Origin of the sequence: Pseudoalteromonas sp. PS5, assembly GCF_004103255.1 — a bacterium.
GTDB lineage: Bacteria > Pseudomonadota > Gammaproteobacteria > Enterobacterales > Alteromonadaceae > Pseudoalteromonas > Pseudoalteromonas peptidolytica.
The window spans coordinates 22,963-29,519 of sequence record NZ_RCSQ01000115.1; the positions used below are offsets into that span (position 1 = coordinate 22,963).

Below are 6,557 nucleotides of genomic sequence, written 5' to 3' on the forward strand. Positions count from 1 at the left end.
TTGCTACCTTACTGATTCATCTTGTAGTGTGCAGTGACAATTTTTACTTGTGCTTCGTCTGTAAATCCTGAAGCGGTTGAAGCCGTGGTGCTTGCTTGACTGTCTTTGTTGGTAAAGCTCCAGCCCACTTGTGGTGTAGTCGCTTGCTCTCTAAAGCGACCTTCTGCGGCGTTGATTTGACCGTCGATCATCTCATCTAACATACGCGCAAGATCTGGAGTTAAGCCCGCAATAACCATCACGTTACCTGAGCCTGAATTTGAGTTTGGCTTGTTCCACTGGAAACACACTTGAATTTCTTGCGGGTTACCATTGGTATCTAGATAGACATAACGATCTTCACGACCTTCTGCACGCCCCGCTGGCATACGAATACCAAGCGCATCAAAGTAGCTATGTAGATTTTCAGTGCTATTTTCACGTCTTTGCGTGTATTGGTCGATGTTTTGTCCTTGGCATAAACGCGGCGGCTCGTCAATTTGACTGTAGTCTCCACCTGTATTTAGCTCTAAAAACTGCGATACCGTTGTGGTTTTTTGATTGTCTTTAGTAAATTCACCAGCGGCATTTACTGCAAACGTTGGCGTACTTAGGCTATCGCCAACAACCACACCTGTGCGCATATAATACTGGTTGTAAGCCTGTTCCCATTGATCCACAAACTTTTGCTTTACTTTGTTATATTCAGAACTACGCTGTAAGTCTTTACCAATTGATACCGCACCTAGAATTAGCCCGATAACAACCAGCACCAAAGCCATTTCAACTAGCGTAAAACCCGTTTGCTTATTCGACTGAAGAGGTTGGTTTTTCATTCTCTGGTTCCTGTTATTGAGTCATGCGGTAAAATGCAGTAAGGGTAGAAACTTGCTGATGATCTTCTACCGCTGAAGTCGTGTTACTCGCACCACCTGTGCCAGCTGTAGACGCCGAGTTGTTACCTGTTGGCCAGCCATCACCAGTACTTAACTCAAGAGTCGTACTATTGTCTAAACGAAAGCGACCATCGTCGGCATCCACAAGGCCATCAATGGCGCTGTCTAGTGAGCGTGCTAAGTCAGGAGTTAGCCCCTTGATCACCATGACGTTACCAGCACCATGGTCTGCACCTGCCACCAAAAATCGGAAACAAACGGTGAGCTGCTGTGGATTACCATTGGTATCTAGGTAGACATATCTGTCTTCATAACCATTCGCACGACCCGTTGGCAATCCAATACCAGCACGGTGGAAGTAGCCAAGTAAGTCTGCTACTTTACCAACGGCATCCGTTCCAGGCGTTGAACAAAGCTCTTTAATGCTGTCCTGCGTTAGTTTGTCATCCGCTCCAGCTGTTCCAAGTAACACGTTGAGCGCACCGCCGTCAGAAACATTTACCGCATTCACCGCTAATGTTGGCGTTTTTGGGCGGTCTCCAACTACCACGCCCATGCGGTCATAATATTGGTTGTAGGCCTGTACCCATTGGTCAACAAATTTTTGTTTGATCTTTTTGTATTCAGCATTTCGCTGCATATCTTTACCGACAGACAGCGCGCCAAGAATGAGCCCTATCACAACCAGTACTAAAGACATCTCAACAAGAGTAAAGCCTTGCTGACGATATGTTTTCTTCATCGCTATTGTTCCAAGTAGTTAGAGAGTTAAAAGTTAAAATGGCATACGGTAGTAAGCATCTACCGATTGTAAATTGGTGTCATTGGCTACAGGCCAATCGGCATCGGCATTAGCGCCAGTAATGAGGCGAAACATACCGTCACTGGCGTTACTAAGGCCATCAATTGCAGTGTCTAGCTTTGCTGCCAAATCGGGGGTTAATCCATTGATACGTATTGCATTTACTGCAATCTCTGAGCCCTGAATACGCCACTGCTGTACGTGAGATAAGCACACTGCTATTTGGCGAGGGTTATTGTCTAAAGCATTAAAAACGGCTTTGTCTTCACGACTTGCGCCGCGGCCAGTTGGCAGTTCAATACCGGCATCATTAAAAAACTTGCGCAAATCAGCATCACAAATATCGCCATTGCCTTGGTTTATTTTTCCAGTGGCGGGAGTTATGTCTCCAGGGACGAGGCCAACATAATCAAAGTAGATTTTATAGGTTTGTGCCCAAGGCATAACAAAACGGCTTTGGATCTTGGTATACTCTGCATTTCTTTGAATGTTTCCAGCAACCGAGCTAATGGAGATCAACAGTCCAATCACCACTAAGACAATTGATAGTTCGACGAGAGTAAAACCTTTTTGATTCATGCTACTACAGTATCCAGTTGATAGTTTTGGTGTTTAACCTGTTCTACAGATGATTAATGAAAGTTAGCTGTCAGTTTTACCGCTAACTACGCTTAATGCACCTTCAAAAGCCAGCATTTGGGGCATAAATTCGCCTAATCCACATCAAGTAGATACCTTGGTAAGCGCTCGGTGCAAATGCAATATCCACCAAAAATGCTTGTTCAAGTAAAGAAGCAGGTTCAAACAAGTTTTATAAACAAGAGGTTAGCTTTTGCTTACTCAAACCTTAGTTGCTGTAAATTTATTGCTTAATGCTGCTAACGGTGACGAATCTTATACAACAAAACCAAAACACACAATAGTGCATAAAGTTAAATTGTAATCAAAGGAAATTAATATCACCCCATTAAAAACAACAACTTGTAAAAAATAAAAGTAAAAATTGTAAAAACACAAGTTTAAAACCAAAAACAGAACTAATGATTCAAAAGCAACTATAATCCAAAAGTAGCACCGATTTGAATTACACGTCATTACACGTACGTTTGGAATTTAACCAAAAACAATACTTTGAGCGTAAAGATTAAAAAGGGATAGTGAAAAGGAATGAGATACTAGAAAGTAAGGTAGGAATGAAATGGTCAAAGTTATTCAATGGGTGAACTTAACCGTGTTGCACCCATATAAACATCAAAAATTTAACAAGCAGGTTTTAAGGTTAACTTCCTGTTGTTATAATAGGTAATTAATTCATCGACTGTTTGCTGACAATATTCGCGGATCCCAGAAACCAGCATATGCTTTTCCCCAAAACCTACTTTTGTACCATTTGCGGTTAGGTTAAAGCGTAAATTGATTTTTCCACGCTTGCCATCATAGCTAAACTCAGGTTTGTCAGCCTCAAGTGATACTTCACTGACTGAGATATCATCCATTTGAATGCTCATAGATTCGTAGATAACCATAGGTCTTGCGGGGTTTATCATTACCTCTTGCTCACCCATCAATGGAATGATCACATGTGGGAAGGTAGTTCCAGAAAATTCAACATAATTTGTAGTTAAACTATCGATAAGCGATGAGCATGTACTTGTCTCCCCTTTGCGTGTTACAGAGAGCATTACTTTGTCGTTTGCCATAATATCAAACTGCGCACTGCCCTCGGGGAAAGTAAGAACGGTTGTTTCATCAACCATTCCTACAAAGCTAAACTGCATACTTTCACTCAAGCCATAGTGTTTAAGTACTAATGAGAAAAGTAGATCCCCTGGCACACAGAACTTTTTTGCATCTACATCATGTAATGGGTTGTAATCGTCCGCAACGCCCTTGGCAAATGAGCTGCCTTGCTCTCTGGTAATGGTGATCTGATTTGCCTGTTGTTGATAATACGGCTCTAACATCGTTACTTTTCTCTAACCTAGATAATAAAATTGCGCCATATTACCAGAATTTTTAGCACTAGAGGTCGAATCTGTTTCGGATATTCTGTTGCGAAATATTACAACAAACTATTCAGCGGCTCAGCGCCCCAAGTAAGCAGTAACAGCACCGACAATATTATAAAAATAAAATAAGCGACAATACCTGACTTCATTTTTGGCGCAACAGCAGCATTTTCTTGCTTGCCTGTTAGCAGTGTTTTAACTAAATTCTGACCTTTCAAGCGGTACATTACAATCGCCACGATATGAATAGCAATCGCCGCGAGCAATATGTCAATATTGGTGTGATGGATGTCACCTGCAATCTCAACTAAATCGTAAGAAACATACTGGGCGAGTGGACCTTCCACCAAAATATCATCTGTCGTCATTAATCCAGACCCCAGCTGCACAATAATCAAGACAAAAAACACCAGTACCATTTGGCTGCCAGCCGGGTTGTGGCCAACATGACTTTTACTGGACTTGATGGCACTCACTATGGCTTTTGGTGAATGAAATAACGCGCTAAGTTTTGCCGTTTGGCTGCCAAATAGCCCCCAAATAAGTCGAGTAGCCATTAACGCCAGTAACAAATAACCTGTAACAAAGTGAAGCTCCATCATACCTTCTTCACCCGTGATATATAAAGTAACCAACCCAACCACAAGCAGCCAATGAAAACCTCGGATGAACCCGTCCCACACTTTAGTCATAACGTATTAGCCCCAATAATCAAAACTACCGCTATGATGACAGGTTCTAAAACGCAGTACAAAAACTTATCGTTAAAACGCGCTTGATTGATACATCTATACTATTTATGAAATTGTTAGCTGTGACTTTATTCAAATGAATGACGACGTCAAGCTGGCTATAGCCTACGAAAGTGCGCGAGAATATAAACCTAAAAGATAAATAACAGCGAATGTTCTATAGTAAGTAGAAATAGGTGTTATCACATTGGGGTAATGATGAAATATATGCTGATGTTGCTACTCATACTTAGTGGTAGCTGTAATGCAAAAATTCTCCTACTCTCTATTGAACCTGATGATGAATTTCGACTTTTTTCAAAAAAATCGAATAACCTAGAGTCAGATACAAACAACCTGCTACTCAATCAGTTTGGTCGCGATTTTTTTGATTTTAAAATAGTCACGCCGAGCGAGCTAAATCAGTTACTTGCCAGTGACCAAGCAGTATGTGCTGTATCACGACTTAAAACGCCAAGCCGACAGCAAACTTTTTTGTTCACTATCCCTATTCATTTGTATCCCAGTCACCGCCTCTACTACTTTAAGCAAAGCACGCCCATCGATGCCAGCTTAATTAATAGCACAGGCAAACTAAAGTCATTGAATAGCTTAATGGTATTCTACCCTGATAAAACCATTATTCGAGAAATCGGCAAATCGTATGGTACGGGTATTGATGCAGCATTATCTGAACTAGCACCACACAATGTCTCAGTCCAGCCATACAAAACATCGGCGGATACTATTATTAAGGAGTTTAGTTCAGGTAAGGTTGACTTTATATTAGCCTACCCCACAGTATTTCAAAATAGTTTCCCTAAAGATAAAGCACACTTGATAGGCTCTTTACCTCTTGCGAATAATCTCTCTCATCTAGAAGGCCATATAGCCTGCAGTCACACCCGCGAAACACAGGCATTTATAAAACAAGCGAACGCCATGATACGGGCGCTTTACCCTACCAAGCTTTATATTACGACGCACTTAAAGTACCTACCAAAACCAGATCATCTACTGATCACTCGCAGACTTGCAATGTTGAGCACCAAATACAAACCCATCCAGCCATAATGACGATTAACTCAATGTAAGATAGTCATTGGCATTTGAGATTGCCCACTTGCAATATTGAGAATTTGCCGATAAATTAGATCGTACACGATTAAATCACAAGAGATTAATATGGCTAATTTATATCAGTTTGAAGCAAACACACTCCAAGGTAAGACATTTTCATTTACGGACTTACAGGACAAAGTCGTACTAATAGTCAATACCGCCAGTGAATGCGGCTTAACTCCACAATACGAGGGCCTACAAAAGCTACATCAACAGTATGCCGAGCAAGGCTTAGTGATTATTGGATTTCCTTGTAATCAATTTGGGAAACAAGAGCCAGGCGATGCAAAGCAAATTCAAGAAGGTTGCCTGATCAACTATGGTGTTGACTTTCAAATGATGGAAAAAATAGAAGTTAATGGCGATAACGCACATCCGCTTTATCAGTATCTAAAATCTATATTACCTGGAATGTTTGGTAACAAAATAAAATGGAACTTCACCAAATTTTTATTCGATAAACAAGGCCAGCCCGTAAAGCGCTACGCACCAATAACAAAACCGGCACAAATTGCACAAGACATTGAAGAGTTGCTGCGTTAAATGAGTAAATCCAACCCTCAGCTCAACCTTGATAACCAGCTTTGCTTCAAGCTTTATAACGCGTCGAGACAAGTTACAAGGCTCTATCAGCCGCTACTCAAAGAAGTTGGGCTCACTTACCCGCAATATATAGTGCTACTTATTCTGTGGGAGCAAGACGGACAACTAGTGAAAGAAATCGGCAAGCGAGCGGGGCTGAATAGCAACACACTCACCCCTTTGCTGAAAAGGCTTGAGCAGCATGGAATAGTCTCACGGAACAAAACACCGGATGATGAACGACACACAATTATTCACTTAACTAAAGCTGGAAAAGCACTAGAACAATCCTGCGCCTGCATTCCAGCCCAAATGTTGGAAAAGTCAGGGTTAAGCATGGAGCAAATGCAACTGCTAAAAAGCGCACTCGATTTGTTGCAATGATCTAGACTTAGCGTCAAACCAAGGTCTAATACCAATTAGACTTAATACTTGC

At 41.4% G+C, this 6,557-nt stretch carries 8 protein-coding genes; 3 read left to right on the forward strand and 5 right to left on the reverse strand.

Annotated elements, in window-relative coordinates; translation table 11 throughout:
- Nucleotides 1-8: 8 nt before the first annotated feature.
- The 5 genes from D9603_RS14685 to D9603_RS14705 all read right to left on the reverse strand — a co-directional run bounded on the left by D9603_RS14685 (nucleotide 9) and on the right by D9603_RS14705 (nucleotide 4,378).
- Complete coding sequence (locus D9603_RS14685) at nucleotides 9-815, reverse strand: type II secretion system protein (RefSeq protein ID WP_128731878.1); 807 nt, start codon at nucleotides 813-815, stop codon at nucleotides 9-11.
- Between the two features lie 13 nt (nucleotides 816-828).
- Nucleotides 829-1,617, reverse strand: a complete 789-nt coding sequence (locus D9603_RS14690) for a type II secretion system protein (RefSeq protein WP_128731879.1) — start codon at nucleotides 1,615-1,617, stop codon at nucleotides 829-831.
- 33 nt (nucleotides 1,618-1,650) lie between these two features.
- A complete protein-coding gene (locus tag D9603_RS14695; RefSeq protein WP_128731880.1) occupies nucleotides 1,651-2,256 on the reverse strand; it encodes a prepilin-type N-terminal cleavage/methylation domain-containing protein in 606 nt (201 codons plus the stop codon).
- Between the two features lie 680 nt (nucleotides 2,257-2,936).
- Nucleotides 2,937-3,641, reverse strand: a complete 705-nt coding sequence (locus tag D9603_RS14700) for a DUF3581 family protein (protein ID WP_128731881.1) — start codon at nucleotides 3,639-3,641, stop codon at nucleotides 2,937-2,939.
- A 98-nt stretch (nucleotides 3,642-3,739) separates the two neighbouring features.
- Nucleotides 3,740-4,378, reverse strand: coding sequence for a cytochrome b/b6 domain-containing protein (locus tag D9603_RS14705; RefSeq protein WP_128731882.1), 639 nt, complete (start codon nucleotides 4,376-4,378; stop codon nucleotides 3,740-3,742).
- Between the two features lie 255 nt (nucleotides 4,379-4,633).
- Here D9603_RS14705 and D9603_RS14710 point away from each other — a divergent pair, with 255 nt between their 5' ends.
- From D9603_RS14710 to D9603_RS14720, 3 genes are all read left to right on the forward strand, one after another.
- Complete coding sequence (locus tag D9603_RS14710; protein WP_241651672.1) at nucleotides 4,634-5,491, forward strand: transporter substrate-binding domain-containing protein; 858 nt, start codon at nucleotides 4,634-4,636, stop codon at nucleotides 5,489-5,491.
- 111 nt (nucleotides 5,492-5,602) lie between these two features.
- Nucleotides 5,603-6,082 (forward strand): glutathione peroxidase, encoded by a 480-nt coding sequence (locus D9603_RS14715; RefSeq protein WP_128731883.1) that lies wholly within the window; start codon nucleotides 5,603-5,605, stop codon nucleotides 6,080-6,082.
- The gene (locus D9603_RS14720; protein WP_128731884.1) at nucleotides 6,083-6,505 is read left to right on the forward strand and encodes a MarR family transcriptional regulator; all 423 of its coding nucleotides are present in this window, start codon (nucleotides 6,083-6,085) and stop codon (nucleotides 6,503-6,505) included.
- The last annotated feature ends 52 nt before the right edge of the window (nucleotides 6,506-6,557 follow it).

Coding starts and splice junctions, on each gene's coding strand:
- D9603_RS14695 (WP_128731880.1), bottom strand. CDS start 2,256: ATGAATCAAAAAGGTTTTACTCTCGTCGAACTATCAATTGTCTTAGTG.
- D9603_RS14710 (WP_241651672.1), top strand. CDS start 4,634: ATGATGAAATATATGCTGATGTTGCTACTCATACTTAGTGGTAGCTGT.
- D9603_RS14700 (WP_128731881.1), bottom strand. CDS start 3,641: ATGTTAGAGCCGTATTATCAACAACAGGCAAATCAGATCACCATTACC.
- D9603_RS14685 (WP_128731878.1), bottom strand. CDS start 815: ATGAAAAACCAACCTCTTCAGTCGAATAAGCAAACGGGTTTTACGCTA.
- D9603_RS14720 (WP_128731884.1), top strand. CDS start 6,083: ATGAGTAAATCCAACCCTCAGCTCAACCTTGATAACCAGCTTTGCTTC.
- D9603_RS14690 (WP_128731879.1), bottom strand. CDS start 1,617: ATGAAGAAAACATATCGTCAGCAAGGCTTTACTCTTGTTGAGATGTCT.
- D9603_RS14705 (WP_128731882.1), bottom strand. CDS start 4,378: ATGACTAAAGTGTGGGACGGGTTCATCCGAGGTTTTCATTGGCTGCTT.
- D9603_RS14715 (WP_128731883.1), top strand. CDS start 5,603: ATGGCTAATTTATATCAGTTTGAAGCAAACACACTCCAAGGTAAGACA.